13 protein-coding genes are annotated in these 19921 nt (G+C 53.4%); 12 read left to right on the plus strand and 1 reads right to left on the minus strand.

Annotated features, from left to right (window positions below; translation table 11 throughout):
- The first annotated feature begins 64 nt into the window (after nucleotides 1-64).
- The 12 genes from ACMHXE_RS15045 (at nucleotide 65) to panP (ending at nucleotide 18775) form a co-directional block, all read left to right on the plus strand.
- Nucleotides 65-2251, plus strand: coding sequence for an OmcA/MtrC family decaheme c-type cytochrome (locus ACMHXE_RS15045; protein WP_413732703.1), 2187 nt, complete (start codon nucleotides 65-67; stop codon nucleotides 2249-2251).
- Between the two features lie 302 nt (nucleotides 2252-2553).
- On the plus strand, nucleotides 2554-4692 hold the full coding sequence (locus ACMHXE_RS15050) for an OmcA/MtrC family decaheme c-type cytochrome (protein ID WP_412486822.1): 2139 nt from the start codon (nucleotides 2554-2556) through the stop codon (nucleotides 4690-4692).
- 310 nt (nucleotides 4693-5002) lie between these two features.
- Nucleotides 5003-6982: an OmcA/MtrC family decaheme c-type cytochrome gene (locus ACMHXE_RS15055; protein WP_335922901.1), complete on the plus strand. Its 1980-nt coding sequence runs from the start codon at nucleotides 5003-5005 to the stop codon at nucleotides 6980-6982.
- Nucleotides 6983-7040: 58 nt separating this feature from the next.
- The gene (locus ACMHXE_RS15060; protein WP_406818632.1) at nucleotides 7041-8039 is read left to right on the plus strand and encodes a DmsE family decaheme c-type cytochrome; all 999 of its coding nucleotides are present in this window, start codon (nucleotides 7041-7043) and stop codon (nucleotides 8037-8039) included.
- A gap of 12 nt (nucleotides 8040-8051) precedes the next feature.
- Nucleotides 8052-10139: an MtrB/PioB family decaheme-associated outer membrane protein gene (locus ACMHXE_RS15065; protein ID WP_413732706.1), complete on the plus strand. Its 2088-nt coding sequence runs from the start codon at nucleotides 8052-8054 to the stop codon at nucleotides 10137-10139.
- Between the two features lie 188 nt (nucleotides 10140-10327).
- The gene (locus tag ACMHXE_RS15070; RefSeq protein WP_109247650.1) at nucleotides 10328-11416 is read left to right on the plus strand and encodes a M35 family metallo-endopeptidase; all 1089 of its coding nucleotides are present in this window, start codon (nucleotides 10328-10330) and stop codon (nucleotides 11414-11416) included.
- Nucleotides 11417-11616: 200 nt separating this feature from the next.
- Nucleotides 11617-12195 carry a hypothetical protein gene (locus tag ACMHXE_RS15075; protein WP_413732708.1) on the plus strand — a complete coding sequence of 193 codons (579 nt, stop codon included), beginning with the start codon at nucleotides 11617-11619 and terminating at the stop codon, nucleotides 12193-12195.
- Nucleotides 12196-12273: 78 nt separating this feature from the next.
- Nucleotides 12274-12894: a uracil-DNA glycosylase family protein gene (locus ACMHXE_RS15080; protein WP_234555236.1), complete on the plus strand. Its 621-nt coding sequence runs from the start codon at nucleotides 12274-12276 to the stop codon at nucleotides 12892-12894.
- 216 nt (nucleotides 12895-13110) lie between these two features.
- Complete coding sequence (locus ACMHXE_RS15085) at nucleotides 13111-14259, plus strand: sugar diacid recognition domain-containing protein (protein ID WP_039033869.1); 1149 nt, start codon at nucleotides 13111-13113, stop codon at nucleotides 14257-14259.
- Between the two features lie 155 nt (nucleotides 14260-14414).
- Nucleotides 14415-15773: a GntP family permease gene (locus ACMHXE_RS15090; RefSeq protein WP_025886739.1), complete on the plus strand. Its 1359-nt coding sequence runs from the start codon at nucleotides 14415-14417 to the stop codon at nucleotides 15771-15773.
- Between the two features lie 54 nt (nucleotides 15774-15827).
- Nucleotides 15828-16988, plus strand: a complete 1161-nt coding sequence (locus ACMHXE_RS15095; RefSeq protein WP_101053322.1) for a glycerate kinase — start codon at nucleotides 15828-15830, stop codon at nucleotides 16986-16988.
- A 140-nt stretch (nucleotides 16989-17128) separates the two neighbouring features.
- Complete coding sequence (panP, locus tag ACMHXE_RS15100; protein ID WP_165565300.1) at nucleotides 17129-18775, plus strand: pyridoxal-dependent aspartate 1-decarboxylase PanP; 1647 nt, start codon at nucleotides 17129-17131, stop codon at nucleotides 18773-18775.
- 392 nt (nucleotides 18776-19167) lie between these two features.
- Here panP and ACMHXE_RS15105 read toward each other — a convergent pair whose 3' ends face one another.
- Entirely contained in the window at nucleotides 19168-19803 is a 636-nt protein-coding gene (locus ACMHXE_RS15105; protein ID WP_165565301.1) for a hypothetical protein, read from the minus strand.
- Between the last annotated feature and the right edge of the window lie 118 nt (nucleotides 19804-19921).

A 19921-nucleotide genomic window follows, 5' to 3' on the forward strand; every position in this document is an offset into this window, starting at 1 on the left:
AACAGGAAAGAGCCGGTATTTAAACACTGGCTCAGTCGTGCAATCAAAGCAATGCAGGGAAATAATGATGAAAAGCTCAAGACTGGTTAAAGGGCATACCCGCCTGGCATTGGCCACTCTGATGTCGCTGACGCTCATAGCATGTGGCAGTGACGGCAAGGATGGCGAAGACGGTAAGGACGGCGTGATCGGAGTGAATATCGATGCCACTCCCACCCTCAAGGTCAAGTTTACCGACGCCAAAGTGGAAGCAGGAAAGGTCACTGTTGACTTTATGTTGACCAACGCCAATGGCGTAGCTGTGCTGGGTCTGAACAAAGACTATGACCTCAGATTTGGTATCGCTCAGCTGACCCATGTAACCGAAACCATAGGTGAAGGCGAAGAATCCAGAGAAGCCGATTGGGGATTCCAATGGCAAGCCTATATCAATAGCCTTAAACAGCCTACAACAGTTCCCAATGGGGTGGACAACATCAGTCCATCGCCTCAGTATCAGGCTGGAGTCGAAGCCGCCAGCGCCTGCGAGACCTGTCTGGTGGACAATGGCGATGGCAGCTATAGCTATAGTTATCAGGTCAATATTGCCGAAGTCACAGAGCCGCTGGCCATAGCTTATGATGCCGATGCCACTCAAAGGGCCACGCTGGAACTGAAACTGCCTCAAATTACCGCCAATGCCCATTATGACTGGCAACCCTCCAGCGGCAAAACTGAAGGCATTCAGACCCGCAATGTGGTCACCATTGATGCCTGTTACACCTGTCACCAACCGGACAGCCTGGAGCTGCACGGCGGACGGCGGATAGCGCTGGAAAACTGCGCCTCCTGCCATACTGCGACCTCTGGTGATCCTGAGTCGGGTAACAGCGTGGAGTTCACCTATCTGATCCACGCCATTCACCGCGGCGCAGAACGGCATACCTATGATGCCGATGGCAATGAAGTGCCGGCACCATACAAGATTGTCGGTTATGGCGGCAGCGTCCACGACTATGGTGTGGTCGGCTTCCCCCGTAAGCCTGCTTCAGACTGTAGCGTCTGTCACCAGGAAGGCAGTGGCGCCCCGGCCAATGCCGACTTGTTCAAGGCCGAGAAAAGCAATACCGCCTGTGTCGCCTGTCACACGGAAAAACCTTCGTCCCACCACTCCAGCACAGATTGTATGGCTTGCCACAACACGGACAATACCTATCACGGTACCGGCAGCGCAGCCAAGCGCCACGGTGATGTGATGCAAGCCTTCACTCTGGCTGCCGAACTGAGCGTCAAGGTGTTGGAGGTCAGCAGCAACACCGGCAAGATGACCTTTAAAGTGCAGGTTTTGGACAAAGACGGTAACGCCATGGAGCAAAGCTTTATCGATCAGAGTAGCCGTATGATAGTGGGCTGGGATGTAGACAAGGACTACCCAGCCTACAACGAAGCCTCCTACAGCCAGCGCCGTATTCGTCTCAGTGAAGGCAGTTTTGACGCCACCAGCAAGAGCTATACGCTGACTCCGGCGTTTGATATGCCGGCAAACCCGGATGGCAAGAGCTTTGAAATCTGGTCGGCACTGGAAGCCTGCTTCAATAACGGCGGTTATGGTGTTGCCGATATTCAACTGACAGACTGTGCAACCGACGGCGTTCGCTCTGTGGCTATCCAGCAGGAACCCTACCGCTTTGTCTGGGGCAACAATGGTGTCGACAGCAGTATGGATGCCATGGCCCGCCGCGCCATCATAGACCCGACCAAGTGTCAGAGTTGTCATGGCAAGGAGATCCATCACTATGACAATGGCGTCAACTGCCAAACCTGCCATACACCGGATAAGACACTGCGAAATGATGCCGATTATCCCGGCGGCAAAATCCCCTCAAGCTTTGCCTGGAAGGCACACGAGCGTGAAGGCCACTTCCTCAAATATGCAGGGCTTAAGTCCGGCACTGTGCTGAAAACCGATTGTGCCACCTGTCATGCAGAGTCCTCCGGCAGCGTCACAGGTATCACTCTGGGTCGCTCACCGGATCGCGTCTGGCGCTATGGTGACATCAGCAATGGCGGCGCGGATATCTGGGTATCCTCAGATGCCGGCTCCTGTTTGAGCTGCCACCAGCAGTACCTGAGTGATGCAGCCAAATCGCATATTCAGGCCAACGGCGGTATTCTGGATGGCATGGATGAAGCCGATGTCCGTAATCGTGCCAAAGAGGCCTGTGCCACCTGTCACACCCCGGCTCAGCTGATGACAGCACACGGCAATTAAACTCAATATTGCTACCAAAGGGAGGCTTTCGCCTCCCTTTTTTATGCAGCAAAATTCGTTAAAAAAGCCTTTAAAACACACGTTTTTTTGATCAGGATTAACTTTTTTTGATCTGGCGGTATACCCCTAAAGAAATAGTCGGATCTTAATCACATAACCCATCTAAAGTGACTGATTAATCCCCACCACTTGGGTAGCCTTGGCCTTGGAAAAATAATTCCACACACTTTCCATGGTTGATGAGATTTATTCTTATTTAACCTCTGGTTAGTGATGATTAAAATCACTTGCAGGGAAATATCATGATGAAACGGTTTAATTTCAATGCCGCGACGAAAGCGATGTTGGGTGCCGGTTTGCTGTCTCTGATGCTGGCCGGTTGTGGCAGCGACGGTTCAGATGGCGAACCAGGTAAGCCAGGTCCTGTCGGCACACCTATAAGCAAAGTCAACACGCTGAAATCCAAGATTAATTCCGCGTCTGTAGACACCAACGGCTTCCTGACAATCAACTTCAGCTTGTCTGATGCCAACGGCGCCGCCGTCTTTGGTTTGAAAAACACTGACATAGGTGCAGTCTCCTTCGGCCGTGTCGGCAGCGAAGATGAGATTGAAGGCCTGACCGATGTAGAAGGCCAAGCGAGAGAAATCTGGCTGAGCTACTTTAACAAAGACAAAGGTGATGGCTTCTACACTGGCTCTTCCTACTTCCAGGGTAAAAACTGTGAAGACTGTCTGACCGACAATCAGGACGGCACCTACACACTGAAACTGAACAAAGCCATAGATACTCTGGGTAAATACGACTACAAGGCCGACATGGTCAACGGTATTTATCTTGGCATCAAGACAGCCAATGCGGCCAACGTTAATCTGGTTAACAACAGTTTCTTCTACTGGCAACCCTCTTCCGATACTACTCAGGCCAAACCCAAGCCGATTATCGCCGATGAAACCTGTCAAAGCTGTCACAGACCCGGTCATGATGGCGCACTTGCCATGCACGGTGGCAAACACGTCACCCTGGAAAGCTGTACTTTCTGTCACACCGACTACAACAGCTACATGAAAGATGACAAGGACGAAAATGACCAAGTGATCGGTAGCCACAAATTCGACGGCTCCATCAAAGGCATGGCACACGAAGTGCACAGTCATGCCTTCTACAACGGTATTTTCCCGCAATCAGCCAGCAACTGTCAGACCTGTCACCAACCCAGTGAAACTCTAACCATGGCCGATGCCTGGAAAGCCGACAAGGATTCCGCAACCTGTCTGAATTGTCACAACAGCCCATATGCCGTGCCTTCCTGGCACTGGGATGCAGAAAACAACCAGATCCTAGAAAACAAGCAAAACTGTGTTTCCTGCCACAATGATCCTGATGGTGCCCGAGGTGCCGAACGCGCCCACTATAGCAGCAACGACAGTGCTCAGGCCGCCAAAACCCGCGTCATTTTCAATAGCATGACCTATGATGAGGCCAGCAAGACAGTCACGGCCAATATGACGGTCAAGCACGGCGACACCAATGTGACGCTGGCGCAGATTGACTCCAGCCCATACTCACACGGCGGTTTCACCAGCGCCATCGTCTTCAACGGCGTGGTTAAAGACGACTTCCTGGTTAACTACCAGAAAGTGGGTTACGACCACTTCAGTGAAGGCGCCGACGGCAGCATAGATGTCACCTTCAGCGACGGCGACTTCAAAGTAGCCGAAGTCATGGGTACACCTGAGGTCAAAGTGGCTCTGAGCAGCCAGCTGCATGTCTGCTTCGATGGCAAAGGCGCTGTAGCCAACTGTAAGCCAGTCGCAGACGGTGTTATCCCTAACTCCGGCCCTTACGTGCCATCTGACACAGTTTACTTCAATGTGGATGGCAGCAAAGTCGACAAGACGCCAAGGGTTCAACATGCCGAAATGACAGCTTGTCAGCAGTGTCACACCACTGCCATCAAGCATCGTTTCTCCAACGACATCGACGGTTGTGCCTCCTGCCATAACGGCACCCGCGACAAGAAGGGTAATGGCTCATCTAACCTGGCATACATAGTGCACTCCAAGCACTACCTGTATGACAGCTCAGGCAATGGCTTCTTCAAGAAGACAGACTGTCAGACCTGTCACGGTAAAGACGGCTTCTCACTGAAGAAAATTGCCGCCGATGCCGCGCCGGTTGCCTTCGGCAAGACCGAAGATGAAACAGAGCAGACTCTGGTATCACCACAGACTGCCGCCTGCGCCAGCTGTCACCAACCGCCATACGGCCTGAGTGAAACCACTATCAACCACATAGTGACCAATGGTGGTGTGATAGGTACAGGCCACGGTGTAGCTGCAAGTGATTATGACGCCCAGAAAGGCCAAGAAGCCTGCGCTACCTGTCATACAGACTCCCAGCTGTTGGAAGCTCACTCCAACTGGAGTTTCGATCACTAATACTTAACCCTAAAGAGAGGCTTCGGCCTCTCTTTTTTTATCTGTCAAATTGTTAAAATCGAATTAAAAAACAGCGTTTTTTTGATCGAGATTAAGTTTTTCCTACCAGCTCAAATACCTCTTTATAAATAGAAAGATCCAAGTCACACATTAACACCAGTTATGCAGCTTTTCGGCCCTGCTTGAGTTAGCCTTTTCAAGGGGAAATCCTATTTCCGGTATCGGGTTAAGGGCCAATTACATAATCAATTTGGTTGACTCAAATCAACCACTCCCTAAACCAGATACTTCCACTATTGCAGGGAACAAGATGATGAACGCACAAAAAACCAGAATCGCACTGCTGCTGGCAGCCAGTGCAGCTACTCTGGCCTTAGGTGGCTGTGGTGGCGATGATGGCAACGATGGTAATCCAGGTAACCCAGGCGGCGAGCCGGCAGGCGAAATCAAAGCACTGCATTTCAGCTTTGAGCAGGCCGTTGTCAAAGACGGTATCCCAACTGTCGAATTTACCGTGACCAACGAAGACGATATGCCGGTAGTTGGCTTGCAGAAGTTCCGCTTCGCCGCCGCTCAGTTGCTGCCGGAAGGCGCAACCGGTGCAGGTAACGCCTCTCAGTGGCAATATTTCGGCAACGAAGACTGCACTGTAAGCAGCAGCTGCGCAGGCACTTTCGTTGACCACAAAAACGGTAGCTACAGCTACACCTTCAGCAAGACACTCAATGAACTGAGTAAAGATAGCATCAGCTTCAACCCTGAGCTGGCTCAGCGGGTATTGCTGCGTGCTTACAACACACCACTGCCTGACGGCACTCTGATCCCCAACAGCAACGCCTTCGTCGACTTCAGTGCCGACTCAGGTGCTGCCGCATACAGCCGCATGCTGGTGAGTACTGATAGCTGTAATACCTGTCACGGTGACTTGGCCGACGTCAAACATAACGGTGGCTATCCTGACGTCAACTATTGTGCCACTTGCCACACTCCTGGTCGGGTTGGTGAAGGAAAAGAGTTCAATGTCCTTATTCACGCCAAGCACAAGGACCTGGGGCTGGATGCGCTTAACAGCTGCCAATCCTGTCACAACGACACCAATGTCGAGCTGACGCCCGATTGGGGCAACTGGTCCAAAGTGCCTACTGCTGCAAGTTGCGGTAGCTGCCACAGCAACATCGACTTTGCTGCAGGCCAAGGCCACAGCCAACAAACCGACAACTCCAACTGTATCGCCTGTCACAACAGCAAGTGGACAGAAGAGCTGCACACAGGTGTAACCGCTGATAAGCGCGCCGTTATCGCTCAGCGCGGTCTGGCCGCAGAGATGACAGGCAATGCCGACAACAGTGCCACTCTGACTGTGACTCTGCTGGATAAAGCCGGTAATGCGCTGGATGCCAACAAGGAGCTGGCCAAGATCAAGCGCCTGGAAACCATCACTAACGTGGGCCCTAACTTCCCTGTCATGGGCTACAACGTCAGCCCTGGAAGCGGTAAAGCCAAGGTTGCCAAAGATCTGGTTAAAGACGGCCAGCTGCAGGACGCCGTGACTCTGGTTGACGGCAAGCTGCAATTTACCGTTCAAGACCTGCCTTTCGGTGCCGGTGATGCCGATACTGCCTTCAGCTTTATCGGTCTGGAAATGTGCAACCAAGGCAGCGAGCTCATCGCCTGTGCCGATGGCGTTGCCACTACCAGTATGAAAGCTCAACTGGCCTTCGCTACCAAGTCAGGTGATGCGCCTAGTCACCGTCATATCGACTCAGTGGACTTCGCTACCTGTCAGGGCTGTCACAGTGACACCTTCGAACTGCACAAAGGCCACCACTCAGGCTTTGTAATGACAGAACAGCTGGGCCGCGAAGTAAACGGCAAGCTCACCGTCGGTGTTGATGGCTGTGTGGCCTGTCATACACCTGATGGGACTTACGCCAGCGGTGCCAACAAAGGCGCCTTGGAGATGAAACTGCACAAGACCCACATTGAAAAGGCTCACGGCCTGATCGGTGGCAACTGTTCAGCCTGTCACAGTAAGCTGAATCTTGATGCCTTCAAGAACAAAGGCGCTCTGGCCACCTCAGCAGGTAAGTACACCACGCCTATCACTGCTACCTGTACTTCTTGTCACACTGTCGGTGGTGACTACATGGTACACACCAAGGAGCAACTGGAAGCCTACGGCGCTGTGGTAGATGGTGATTACACCCCTGCCAACCAGGCTGCGCAGCTGGAAACCTGTTTCTACTGCCACAAACCAACCGCCGCAGATCACACTCAGGTGAAGATGTAATTTGCCCAGGCCGGGGGAGTTACCTCCCCCGTCTTTCAAGGGTTTGGACAAATTAAGGATGCCTAATATGAGAATCAGCAAAAATATACCAACACTGCTAAGCGCCCTTCTGGCGACGGCAGTGTTATCTTTTGGTATCACCCAGGTGGCTCACGCCTCCAAGTGGGACGCCAAAATGAGCCCGGAAGAAGTGGAAGCGACTTTGGATCAGAAGTTTGCCGAAGGCAGCTACTCTTCCAAGGGCGCCGACTCCTGTCTGATGTGCCACAAGAAGTCAGAGAAGGTCATGGACCTGTTCAAAGGGGTTCACGGTGCCATCGACTCCAGCAAGAGTCCTATGGCCGGACTACAATGCGAAGCCTGTCACGGCCCTATGGGCAAACACAACCGTGGCGGTAACGAACCCATGATTACCTTCGGTAAGGGTTCAACCCTGGCAGCCGACAAGCAGAACAGTGTCTGTCTCTCCTGTCACCAGGATGACAAGCGTATGTCCTGGAACGGTGGTCACCACGACAACGCCGATGTTGCCTGTGCCTCTTGCCACAGCGTGCATACCGCCAAGGATCCTGTGCTCTCCAAGAACACTGAAATGGAAGTCTGTACCAGCTGTCACACCAAGCAAAAGGCTGATATGAACAAGCGTTCCAGCCACCCGCTGAAGTGGGCACAGATGGTGTGCAGCGACTGTCACAACCCTCACGGCAGCACCACAGATGCCGATCTGAACAAGGCATCAGTCAATGACACTTGTTACAGCTGCCATGCGGAGAAGCGCGGCCCAAAACTCTGGGAGCATGCACCCGTCACTGAGAACTGTGTCACTTGCCACAATCCCCACGGCAGTGTTAACGATGGCATGCTGAAGACCCGAGCGCCGCAACTATGTCAACAGTGTCACGCCAGCGACGGCCACGCCAGCCGTGCCTATCTGGGTAACACAGGCATGGGTTCTCAGGTCAACGACAACGCCTTCACCGGTGGTCGCAGCTGCCTGAACTGTCACAGCCAGGTCCATGGTTCCAACCATCCATCCGGCAAGTTGTTCCAACGCTAAGGAGGCGGGAAGATGAAATTCAAACTTAATTTGATCACCCTGGCTCTGCTGGCTCCTGCCAGCCTGGCGATGGCCGCTGACGGTTATGACTTGGCCAACGCCAATACCGAAAAGGTGAAGTTTTCGGCCTGGAGCTGTAAGGGTTGCGTCAGTGAAACCGGTGTATCCGGCACTATTGGCGCCGGGGTCGGCTATAACGACTCTGACGATATCCGTTCTGCCAACGCCTTTGCCGCCGAAGATGACTTTGCCGGCAAGGTGGACGCAGACCTGAGCTATCGCGGTGAAAACGGCTATCGAGCCAGTATCGAAGCCGATAATCTGGGTATGGAAAACGGCCGGGTCGATATCAATGCCGGTAAACTCGGGCAGTACAACATCAACCTGAACTACCGTCAGATCCACACCTATAAGACAGACTCAGCCATGAGCCCTTATCTGGGAGCCGGCAGCGGCAACCTGACACTGCCGGCTAACTGGCAGACAGCCGGTGGCAGCAGCGAGATGCCCATGCTGTATGACAGCCTGAGCCCACTTGAGCTGTCGCTCAAGCGCAAGCGCGCGGGCCTGGGCCTTGAATATCAGGGTGAAGAGCTGTGGAGCACCTATGTCACCTATATGCGCGAAGAAAAAACCGGCCTGAAAACTGCGTCCGGCAGCTTCTTCAACCAGTCAATGATGCTGGCCGAACCTGTGGACTACACCACAGATACGGTTGAGGCCGGGATCAAACTCAAGGGTGACAACTGGTTTACCGCACTCAACTACAATGGTTCATTCTTCAAGAATGACATCCAGACCTTGAGATTCGATAACGCCTTCAACCCAACCTTTGGTGCCCAAAGGGCGGGCTATATGAGCCTGGATCCGGATAACGAGTCTCACACAGTGACCTTGAGCGGCCAATTTGCCCAGAAAGGCGCCGTGGTCAGCGGCCGTTTGTTTGCCGGACAGATGACCCAGGATGAGGCCTTTATCACCTCGGGTTACGGCTATCAATTGCCGCAGGAATCCCTGGACGGTAAAGTCGATATCCTCGGGATGAACCTCAAGGCGGTCAAACGCGCCACCCGCAATCTGCGGATAAGCGGCAGTTATGATTACTACGACAGGGACAACCAGACCCAGATCCAGGAATGGACTCAGATCAGTATCAATAACGTCAGTGGTCGTGTGGCCTACAACACCCCTTATGACAACACCAGTCACAAGGCCAAGTTGGCCATGGATTACCGGATTGCCAACGGCATGAAGTTGGACGCAGGTTATGACTACCGTCGTGATGAACGCAGCTATCAGGACAGGGAAATCACCGACGAGAACAGCGTTTGGGCCCGTTTCAGTCTCAACAGCTTTGAACACTGGAATATGTGGATCAAGGGCAGCTATGGCAAGCGCGATGGCTCAGAGTACGAAACATCTGAGTGGACCTCTTCCGAGTCCAACAAGTTGCTGCGCAAGTACAATCTGGCCGACCGCAAGCGCACTCAGGTTGAGGCCAGGGTGACTCACAGCCCTATCGACACCCTGACCCTGGATTTCGGTGCCCGCTATGCGCTGGATGACTACAACAACACGGTTATCGGTTTGACTGAATCCAAAGACCTCAGCTATGACGCCAGTATCAGCTATTTGCTGACAGACGATCTCAGCCTGAGTGCCTTCTACAACCATCAGACCATAGACTCAGATCAGGCCGGCAGCAGCAACTTCAGCACTGTCACCTGGACAGGAACCGTGGAAGACAAGGTAGATGTCATAGGGGCCGGTTTGGCCTACGACAACCTGCTGGAGAAGAAACTGCGTCTGGGGCTGGATTACACCTACTCTGACTCGGATTCCAGCACTCAGGTACGCCAAGGCATCACAGGCGACTATGGCGATTACTATGCCAAAGTGCACAACGTTAACCTCTATGCCCAGTATCAGGCTACTGAGAAAATGGCGCTGCGTCTTGACTACAAGATGGAGAAATACGAGGACAACGACGCAGGTAACGATATCGCCCCGGATGGTATCTGGAACCTGGTCAGCTTTGGTGACAACAGCCATGACTACACGGCTCACCTGATCATATTGAGCGTCAACTACCGTCTGTAATTCTCGCTCTTAGCTCCCAAAAGCCCGCTTTTCGCGGGCTTTTTTATCTCTTCCCACCTTCACCTCAAACCAACAAGCATTCGGTAAAATTCCTCTTGCCAGCGGCCCTTTTTGCAGCTTACACTGCGAAACGTTACATCTTCGCAACAATTATAACAATTAAGATTATATGACCTGAGGACAAAGGCATGAGAATCACTCATACACTACAAGGAATAGCCTTGCTCGCGGCCCTTTCCAGTACCAGCGTGCTGGCCGATGGCATTCGTGCCAGCCTGGAGATGAGCCAGCAGAGCTATAAGGCCAGTGATAACGTGTTGGTCACTGTGACCCTGACCAATGACGCCAACCAGCCGGTAAAACTGCTCAAGTGGTACACAGCCGCTGATGGAGTGGAAGAATCCCTGTTCAAAGTCAATGCCGATGGCCTTGACCGTCACTATCTGGGCGCCCATTTCAAACGCCCGGCTCCCGGCAAACAGGACTATATCAAGCTCAAATCCGGTGAGAGTGTGTCCTATCAGGTAGAGTTGTCCTCACTTTACGACATGAGCAGCAGCGGCAACTACGAGATAAGCTATGATGTCAGTTCGTTGCAACTCTTCTCCCCCAACCCGGGCCAACAAAAGAAGCTGGCCCGCTTAGGGATAGAAGGGATACATTCAGATCCGGTCAGCTTCTATGTGGAAGGCCGTGAATTCAAGTCCGGCGCCAACAAGGGTAAACCCGGCAGTGGCGATGGCGGTACGTCACCCGACGGTATCAGCTTTACCGGCCGTTGCAGCAATTCCCAACAGAGCGATATTCTGGCGGGACTGGACGCCGCCCGCGCCATGGCGGCCGACAGCAAACAATACCTCGCGAGCAACAACAACCCCTCAAGCTCAGTGCGTTATGCCACCTGGTTTGGCAGTTACAACAGCAGCCGCTGGAATAGCGTCAGCAGTAACTTCAGTGCCATAGACTCGGCCTTGAACAATCAGCCACTGACCTTCGATTGCAGCTGTAAGAAGAGCTATTACGCCTACGTTTACCCGACTCAACCCTACAAGATCTACATGTGTAACGCCTTCTGGAGCGCACCGGTATCGGGCACCGACTCCAAGGGCGGCACCATAGTCCATGAAATGAGTCACTTCAATGTGGTGGCGGGAACCGATGACATTGTCTACGGCCAAAGTGGCGCCAAATCGCTGGCCCTGAGTAATCCTGCCCAGGCGATTCAAAACGCCGACAGCCACGAATACTTTGCTGAAAACACCCCCTTTCAAAACTAAGGAAGCTATAGCAGATTAGTTTACCTTTCGTGGGCCGGCTCCTCCGGCCCACCTCCCTGTTACCTTGTGAGCTTGGGCGGACGGAACTGCCCCTTTTTTCCTCATAGTCTCAGAGCCATCCCATAACAGCCATCAAGCACTTGCAAGCCTTTCGCCTTTAAGCCAATGTAAGGCGCAACCTTTATGATGAGAATCTATTGATGAAGTTGAAATATCCTTGTGCCTTGGTCGCCCTTTTTCCGCTATCGGCCATGGCTGCACAACCCGAGGGGTTAATGGCCGGGGTGTTTACCATACTGGTGCTGGGTGGTTTTACTCTGGTTAACCTGCTACTGCAGCTGGTTTTTTACTTCAACGGCCAATATAGCCGCCCTGGGTTTGTCCGCAGCCATATCTATTGGACCTTGCCCATTCCGCTCATTACCCTGTTACTTGTCCTCTGGGATCATGCCTCTGTTGCCGATCTCAGTATGAACTTCGGCCTGGTGTTGATAGCCGTGGCACTGGCGCTGTTGCCACTGCAACTGAAAAACTCGGCCAAGGTCGCCGGGACTCAGGCCGGTTGGCGCCTGCTGGCAACCTCCGCCTTATTGTTGCTGCTGGCCAATTTCATCTGGCCACTGACTATCCCGGCGATGCTTATCGCCTGGAGTGCTAGCGATTGGCAGCAGCGCAGAGAAAACGGCTTTAAGCTCAGCCGGATAGTGTTACTGCTGGCGGCGCTGGGGCTGACATTGTATGAAGGCTTTCAGGCCTGGCAACATTTTTTCGGTGCCTGATTTTCGGAGACTAGTTTTCGGAGCCTAGTTTTCGAAGCCTAAGTAGGGTCTGATATCCATCAAAAACCAGGAAATATAATGAAAACTGCCGCTCTGCCCAGTGATTTCCCGCTACTCGATGAGGTGCGAGCCTGCACCCTGTGCCGGGATAAACTGCCGCTGCCGCCCAAGCCGATACTGCAGGCCCACCCTGACGCCAGGATTTTAATCGCGGGGCAAGCGCCCGGCAGAATAACCCATGAGCGTGGCCTGCCCTTTGACGATGCCAGCGGCGACCGGCTAAGGCAGTGGCTGGGGGTGAGCCGAGAGCAGTTTTATAACCCCAGGCTGTTTGCTGTCATTCCCATGGGATTTTGCTATCCGGGAACAGTTGAAAAACAGGGTCGCAAGCAGGGTGATATGCCGCCGCGGCCAGAATGCTCTGCTACCTGGCACCCAAGGCTTTTTGCCGCCCTGCCCAATATTGAGCTGACGCTTATCCTTGGCAAATACGCCATGGCCTGGCACCTTAATGGCAGTCCGCTGGCCAAGGCGTCCGTCAGCACCGCCGTGGCAGAAGCTGACTCGCTGTGGCCGACAAAACTGGTGCTGCCTCACCCGAGTCCGCGTAATCGCCTCTGGTTTAAACAGCACCCGGAATTTGAGCAAAACCTGTTACCCAGGCTCAGGCAGAGAGTCGCCGAGTTATTGGCACATTAGGGTCTGTTGACCCTTAAAGATGGTTTTTGCAGCTTTTGTCGTTTTTTATACCAAACAACGACAAATGCTACTCAAAGGGCTCAGCAAGACGCGCTTTACTTTTTGTTGCAAGGTATTTACCTAGGCCCCTAGGCTGCATACCTTGCGTCGCGATTAAAACGCGTCTAGTACGAGCAAAATTCAACCATGAAAGGTCAACAGACCCTAGAGGCTCGCATGTATTTTCTCGACGCCGCGACCGCGCAGCAGATAGTGGATCGCACCATGAATATCATCGACCACAATATCAATGTGATGAACAGTCAAGGGGTGATCCTCGGCTCCGGCGACAAGCAGCGACTCAACAGTGTCCATGAAGGCGCCCTTCTGGCCATAGCCCAAAACCGCACTGTAGTGATAGATGAAGGCAGTCGCCACAGCCTGCACGGCGTCAAACCCGGGATCAACCTGCCGCTGCACTACCACGGCAAGATAATCGGCGTTGTCGGCATTACCGGTAATCCGGCGGAGCTGCTGCACTATGGCGAGTTGTTGAAAATGACCGCCGAAATGATGGTCGAGCAAGCCAACTCCCTCGAGCTGGATCTCTGGCATAAACGCCAGCGGGAAGAGTTTATTCTGCAACTGCTGAAACGTGACAGTTATAGCGAAAGCGATTTTTGTGCCTGGGCCGCCCAGCTGCAGATAGATCTGCAAAAACCCAGAGTTGCCGCCGTGATAGAACTCGCCAAAGGCGAAAGCAAGGCCACAGATCTCAAGGAGATCCAGCGCTTACTCGAGTATCCCCAAAGGGACAACCTGGTGGCCATGACCGCCATGGATCAGTTGGTGATCCTCAAACCCGCCTTTCTCGATGGTCGCAGCTGGGATCCGGCGCTTGAGGATCTGCGAATCGAGAAATTGCTTGCCCGTTTGCCGGCCGACACCCAGGGCCGGCTCAAAATCGCGCTGGGGCATTTCTTTCCCGGTGAAGGCGGTATTCGGCGCTCATATCAAACCGCGCTGGAAACCCTGAGATTGGGAAAGAAACGCGCGCCGGAAAAGACCAAATACCTCTATCAGGATCACGCGCTGGCGGTATTGTTGTCCGGGCTGGTTAATAGCTGGCGCGGTCAGGAACTGGCTGCGCCTTTTCGCAAACTGCAACAGCATGACAAAAAGGGCCTGTTGCTGCGTACACTGAGTGCCTATCTGCAACACTTCGGCGACCAGCAACAATGTGCCAAGGCATTGTTTATTCACCGTAATACCCTGAGGTATCGTCTGGAACGTATCAGTGAGATCACCGGCATAGAGCTGCAAAGCCTGGATGGATTACTGCAACTCTACCTGGGAGAGGTCCTCAGTCGCCTGGAACACAAATAATTGTGCATACGCACAAAAAACTCCCCTCTTTCAGGGGGGAATTCCGTATTTTCCCCTAAAGCCATCACGGCGCGGCAACTGGGATAATAATCGCCAGCCCGCCTTTGCGCCGGCGCCCCAACCCTACACAAATAACGACCCAATAAGGGACACTTATGAGCCTGGTACTAGTACTATTGGCGGTGATCATCTTTATTGTTATCGCCACCTCAACATTTAAACTACACCCCTTTTTGACGCTGTTGCTGGCGTCATTTATCGCCGCCTTCGGATTCGGCCTGCCCGCCGGGGAAATCGCCAAAACCATCAGTGGTGGTTTTGGAGGTATTCTTGGTTATATAGGGCTGGTGATAGTCCTGGGAACTATCATAGGCACAGTGCTGGAAAAGAGCGGCGCGGCCATCACCATGGCCGATGTGGTCATCAAGGTGCTCGGGCAGCGCTTCCCGACTCTGACCATGTCCATCATAGGTTATATCGTTTCCATCCCGGTGTTTTGTGACTCGGGCTTTGTGATCCTCAACAGCCTGAAACAGTCTCTGGCCAATAGAATGCAGGTTTCCAGCGTTGCCATGAGCGTCGCCCTGGCCACCGGCCTCTATGCTACCCACACCTTTGTGCCGCCCACTCCCGGCCCGATTGCCGCCGCCGGTAACCTGCAACTGGAAGCCAGCCTGGGGCTGGTGATTGCCGTAGGTATTCTGGTTTCTGCCGTTGCCGCCTTCGCCGGTTTACTCTGGGCCAACCGCTTTATGAACACTGAGCCGGATGGTGAAGGCGCCGAAGAGCTCAAGGCTTCTGCCGAAGAATTTGAAACACTCAAGGCTGCTTATGGCAAGCTGCCAAGCCCCTTGGCGGCGTTCTCACCTATTTTTGTTCCTATTTTGCTGATCTGCCTTGGCTCTATCGCCGCCTTCCCTTCCAAGCCCATGGGTGAAGGCATGCTGTTCAGCCTGTTCCATTTCCTCGGCCAACCGCTCAACGCCTTGATGATAGGCCTGGGGCTGTCACTCTTGCTGCTCAAGGGCGACAACAAGGTCAAAGAGTTTTCCGATCGTATCTCACAGGGCCTGGCTGTTGCCGCCCCCATACTGCTGATTACCGGGGCCGGCGGCGCTTTTGGCGCTGTGATCAAAGCCACGCCTATCGGTGACTTTATCGGCACTTCACTGTCAGCTCTGGGTATAGGTATCTTTATGCCCTTCCTGGTGGCAGCGGCACTGAAGTCGGCTCAAGGCTCCTCCACTGTGGCGCTGGTAGCCACTTCGGCTCTGGTAGCCCCCATGTTGGGAGATATCGGCCTTGGCAGCGAAATGGGCCGGGTGCTGACCGTCATGGCCATAGGCGCCGGTGCCATGACAGTGTCCCACGCCAACGACAGCTTCTTCTGGGTGGTTACTCAGTTCAGCCGTATGAGCGTAGCCCAGGCCTATCGGGCTCAGACCATGGCGACCCTAATTCAGGGGATCACCGCCATCATCTTCGTCTGGCTGCTTAGCCTGGTTCTGCTCTAAACTCTTCCCTTGCTGCTGCCGGTTTCACCGGCAGCCCGTTGTACAGGAAATCAGATGAAAATAGTGATAGCACCGGATTCCTTCAAGGAAAGCCTGAGCGCCCTCGAAGTTGCCAATGAAATTGAAGCAGGCTTTAAACACAGGCTGCCGGATGCCGAGTACCTCAAAGTGCCGGTGGCCGACGGCGGCGAAGGCACAGTGCAATCTATGGTCGATGCGACCAATGGTCACCTGGTCGAGCTTGAAGTCTGTGGCCCACTCGGACAACCAGTGAAGGCCCATTACGGCATTCTGGGTACAGAAGGCACTCATGGCGCCAGAACTGCAGTTATCGAAATGGCGGCCGCCTCCGGGCTGCATCATGTCAGCCCGGCGCTTCGCAATCCAAGGCTCACCACCAGTTACGGCACCGGCGAGCTGATTGTCGATGCCATGGAACGTGGTATTCGCCACTTCATCATCGGCCTTGGCGGCAGTGCCACCAATGATGGCGGCGCCGGTATGGCCAAGGCGCTGGGCGCCAAACTATTGGATAGTGCCGGGCTGGAGATAGGCCCGGGCGGCGCGGCGCTCGTGGCCCTGGCAACACTGGACTGCAGCCAACTGCATCCGGCGCTCACTGACTGCCATTTTGAAGTGGCCTGTGATGTGGACAACCCTTTATGTGGCGAGCGCGGCGCTTCGGCGGTATTCGGGCCGCAAAAGGGAGCCACAGAGGAAATGGTCGCCGAGCTTGACGCCGCCCTCGGCCACTTTGCAGATATTCTGGTTCAGAGCGGCTTTGAAGATAAGCGCCTGCAAAGTGGCGCCGGCGCCGCCGGTGGCATGGGGCTTGGGGTAATGGCATTTCTGGGCGCCAAGCTGCGCCCCGGTATCGACATAGTCATGCAGGCCGTGGGGCTTGATGCCAAACTCGAAGGCGCCGCACTGGTTATCACCGGCGAAGGACGTATAGATGGACAAACCATCTATGGCAAGACGCCCATGGGAGTTTTGCGCCTGGCAAAGGCACGCAACATTCCCGTGATTGGTATTGCCGGCTGTTTGGGAGCGGGCTCAGAGCTGGTGTTGGAGCAGGGAATGAGCGCCATTTTTGATATCATTCCCTCAGCCTGCGACTTGCCCAAGGCGCTGGCCGAAGCCAGAACCAATCTGCAGCGCACCTCAAGCAATATCGCCGCTCTGCTGGCTCTGCAACTGAATAACGCCAATTGATTTTTCGCGGGCCAACCTCTGTGGCCCGCCGCTTTTTCGTTTCAGTTTCAACTTGTCTGACCGTAATCCTTGCAGTAAAGTGAGCTGCCATTTCAAGACCTGTGCAGACACAGGCAGATACAGTGTGAGACCAAAGCCCAATGACCGCCAGCAAGCAACGCCAGGCCACCGCCTCAGAAAACTCTCTGATGCGTATCTTTACCGTGCCCGAAGCACCGGAATCGACCCTGAGCCGCATAGAGCAGGCATTGTCTCAAGATCTCGCCGGTTTCCTGACCCAGAATATCGCCGCGCTGGAAAAGCCCCTGAGTGAAATCGAAAAAGATTTCCAGGCCTTTGAAATCCCGCGTCAACCCAGATTTGTTTCTGACTACACAGAAGAGATGATGCAGAATTTGGTGGCGCATTCAGTACACACCGCCGCCCCCAGCTTTATCGGCCATATGACATCGGCACTGCCCTACTTCGTGTTGCCCTTGTCGAAAATGATGGTGGGCCTGAATCAGAATCTGGTCAAAATCGAAACCTCCAAGGCCTTCACTCCCTTGGAGCGGCAGGTGCTGGGAATGATACATCACCTCATTTATGGCGAAACCACCGACTTCTACCACCAGTGGATGCACAGCGCCAATCATGCTCTGGGAGCCTTCTGCTCCGGCGGCACTGTAGCCAATATCACCGCCCTATGGATTGCCCGTAACCAACTGCTCAAGGCTGACGATGAATTTCGCGGTATCAACCGCGAAGGCTTAGGCGCGGCGCTCTGCCACTACGGTTGGAAGGGCCTGGCGATACTGGTGTCCGAGCGCGGCCATTACTCCCTGGGCAAAGCCGCCGATCTGTTGGGCATTGGCCGAGATAACATAGTTTCAATCGCGACCGATGCCAACAATAAGGTCGATGTCGACGCCATGCGCGAGGCGGCCACCAAGCTGGCCAGGCAGGGCATCCGAGTCATGGCGATAGTTGGCGTTGCCGGCACTACAGAAACCGGTAACATAGACCCTCTGCCTGAGCTGGCCGAGTTGGCAACCGAGCTCAATTGCCACTTTCATGTTGATGCCGCCTGGGGCGGAGCCAGCTTGTTATCCAGCAAATATCGCCATCTGCTCAAAGGGATAGAAATGGCAGACTCAGTGACCATAGATGCCCATAAACAGATGTATGTTCCTATGGGTGCCGGTATGGTGCTGTTCAAACAGCCTGAACTGGCCCGGGCAATTGTGCATCATGCCGAATATATTTTGCGTAAAGGTTCCAAGGATTTGGGCAGCCAGACTCTGGAAGGTTCCCGTCCAGGAATGGCCATGCTGGTGCATGCCTGCATGCAGATAATCGGCAAGGAAGGCTATGAAATACTGATCAATAATTCGCTTGAAAAGGCCCGCTTCTTTGCCGGCTTGATTGAGCAACACAGCGAATTTGAACTGGTGAGTCCGCCCGAGTTGTGTCTGCTCACCTACCGTTGGTGCCCCTCTTGGGCACAAACTGCTCTGAACCGGCAATTGGCACAGGGCAATCTTGAAAAGGTCAAAGAGATCAATGGCATTCTTGATGACCTCACTCGTGCCATTCAGAAAAAACAACGTGAACAAGGCAAGTCTTTTGTGTCCCGCACCCGGATCCAACCCGCCCGATATCACAGAGAAACCGTGACTGTATTCCGGGTGGTGCTGGCCAACCCGCTGACCACAGACACCATACTGGCAGATGTATTAAACGAACAAACTGAGCTGGCAGCTTCTGAAACCGGGCTACTACAGGTGCTAAAGCAAGCCTGCTGCTAAAAAGGGGCGAACAAGTTTCATCTGTGCTCTGCGGCGTGACTTACAAACCCGTAAGCCACGCCCTTGGCAACCCACTATCGTATCTGTGGCATTCAAGGGCGCCATCTGCGGAAAGTCCTTGATCTCTATCTTGCCGCTGATCTCCATATGAGCGCAGCGGACACAGTTGATTTTACTGTCGGTGCCGAGGGTAAACTCCCGCCGGGTATGCCAGTAACATCACTTGGCGATTTGGGTTGACTTGAAAACTGTCGCTTAAATGGACACAAGCAATAAACTCTTCTAAAAATAAACATGTTTACTGCAAGTGCACTCATCTAAGGAAGGTCATCGTTTTTCTGAAATTCCTTGCCAACCAATGCCAGGTCCCCCACAGTTTGTATTTCATCTTCTCATGCCACGGGCTTTCTCAGGCTCCACTCTATCAACTTGGCTCTGACCAAACGTTGCGAAAACTGCTGCGGATCAAGAACCCAGTTAGTAGCGATTTCCCGAACATTCGCACCATCCGGATAACATCCCCCTGTAGACAAACCATTAATATAACAACGTTTAGCGGCTTGTACCTCTGCCTCAGTGGGTTCACCCGCCGAGATGTAGCTTTGGTCATATTCATAGAGCCCGTCATGATACACGGCATATTTTCTTGTTACCTGACCGTTTTCCGCCATAAACCAAAAATTGTATATACCTCCTTGATGGTCACCGAAGCCATAAGTTTTTCCAAATCTCTGGCTTAACCTGGCAGCGAATTCTGAAAGATTGCGTAGGCATTCATCCAGCATTTCCATACTGTCCCTGAGGCCATATTGCCGGAACGGCAAGCCCCAACCACCAAGGTAGATAAGTCCATCAAGATCCGCGACAACCAGATGTGAAGTTTTCCAGATAAGCTTCAGATCGCCTGCAGATCCCAAATCACTGATGGACGTGATATCTGCTTCCCCCTTCAGATGGTCAACGATTCCATCCAGATCTGTGCTTTCTACGACCAACCAAATCATATTGCGATACATCGAAACACTCATTTTTATTCCCTTAAATATCTGAAGCTTTGAAAATTCAGTAGTCCACGGACTTTAGTAGCTCAACAATGGGCCGGAACAGTAACAAAACCAAGAGACAAAACAAAGGGACAAAACAAAG

This window comes from Shewanella sp. BJSY2023SW007 (assembly GCF_047314525.1).
Taxonomy (GTDB): Bacteria; Pseudomonadota; Gammaproteobacteria; order Enterobacterales; family Shewanellaceae; genus Shewanella; species Shewanella chilikensis.

Excerpts from the sequence above, each read along its gene's own strand:
- ACMHXE_RS15045 (WP_413732703.1), top strand. The coding sequence starts at position 65 with ATGATGAAAAGCTCAAGACTGGTTAAAGGGCATACCCGCCTGGCATTG.
- ACMHXE_RS15050 (WP_412486822.1), top strand. The coding sequence starts at position 2,554 with ATGATGAAACGGTTTAATTTCAATGCCGCGACGAAAGCGATGTTGGGT.
- ACMHXE_RS15055 (WP_335922901.1), top strand. The coding sequence starts at position 5,003 with ATGATGAACGCACAAAAAACCAGAATCGCACTGCTGCTGGCAGCCAGT.
- ACMHXE_RS15060 (WP_406818632.1), top strand. The coding sequence starts at position 7,041 with ATGCCTAATATGAGAATCAGCAAAAATATACCAACACTGCTAAGCGCC.
- ACMHXE_RS15065 (WP_413732706.1), top strand. The coding sequence starts at position 8,052 with ATGAAATTCAAACTTAATTTGATCACCCTGGCTCTGCTGGCTCCTGCC.
- ACMHXE_RS15070 (WP_109247650.1), top strand. The coding sequence starts at position 10,328 with ATGAGAATCACTCATACACTACAAGGAATAGCCTTGCTCGCGGCCCTT.
- ACMHXE_RS15075 (WP_413732708.1), top strand. The coding sequence starts at position 11,617 with ATGAAGTTGAAATATCCTTGTGCCTTGGTCGCCCTTTTTCCGCTATCG.
- ACMHXE_RS15080 (WP_234555236.1), top strand. The coding sequence starts at position 12,274 with ATGAAAACTGCCGCTCTGCCCAGTGATTTCCCGCTACTCGATGAGGTG.
- ACMHXE_RS15085 (WP_039033869.1), top strand. The coding sequence starts at position 13,111 with ATGTATTTTCTCGACGCCGCGACCGCGCAGCAGATAGTGGATCGCACC.
- ACMHXE_RS15090 (WP_025886739.1), top strand. The coding sequence starts at position 14,415 with ATGAGCCTGGTACTAGTACTATTGGCGGTGATCATCTTTATTGTTATC.
- ACMHXE_RS15095 (WP_101053322.1), top strand. The coding sequence starts at position 15,828 with ATGAAAATAGTGATAGCACCGGATTCCTTCAAGGAAAGCCTGAGCGCC.
- panP (WP_165565300.1), top strand. The coding sequence starts at position 17,129 with ATGACCGCCAGCAAGCAACGCCAGGCCACCGCCTCAGAAAACTCTCTG.
- ACMHXE_RS15105 (WP_165565301.1), bottom strand. The coding sequence starts at position 19,803 with ATGAGTGTTTCGATGTATCGCAATATGATTTGGTTGGTCGTAGAAAGC.